This is a genomic window from Dietzia massiliensis, from assembly GCF_018390595.1.
GTDB classification, from domain to species: domain Bacteria; phylum Actinomycetota; class Actinomycetes; order Mycobacteriales; family Mycobacteriaceae; genus Dietzia; species Dietzia massiliensis.
Window position 1 is genome coordinate 1 of the sequence record NZ_JAHBAV010000333.1, and the last position, 344, is coordinate 344.

The window sequence follows — 344 nt, forward strand, 5'->3', positions numbered from 1 at the left end:
CCTTACGTGCTGATGAACCCACGCCTGCTGCTGGCGGTGATCCTGGGGGGCATGACCGGCGTCTTCACCCTGACGATGCTGAACGGCGGCCTGGTTTCTCCGGCTTCTCCGGGTTCGATCCTGGCTGTGCTGGCGATGACCCCGAAAGGCGCCTACTTCGCCAACATTGCGGCGGTGTGCGCAGCCTTTGCCGTCTCCTTCGTGGTGTCCGCTTTCCTGCTGAAAACCTCCAAGGTGAAAGAGGATGACGATCTGGAAGCTGCGACCCGTCGCATGCAAGAGATGAAATCGCAGTCCAAAGGCGGCGCGGCGGCGCCGGCATCGGTCGACGGCGATCTGAGCAC

Annotated in this window: 1 pseudogene; it reads left to right on the forward strand. The window is 62.8% G+C overall.

Annotated features, from left to right (window positions below):
• Nucleotides 1-12 precede the first annotated feature (12 nt).
• Nucleotides 13-344: pseudogene (locus KHA85_RS20700) on the forward strand (PTS mannose transporter subunit IIA); the annotation flags it as partial.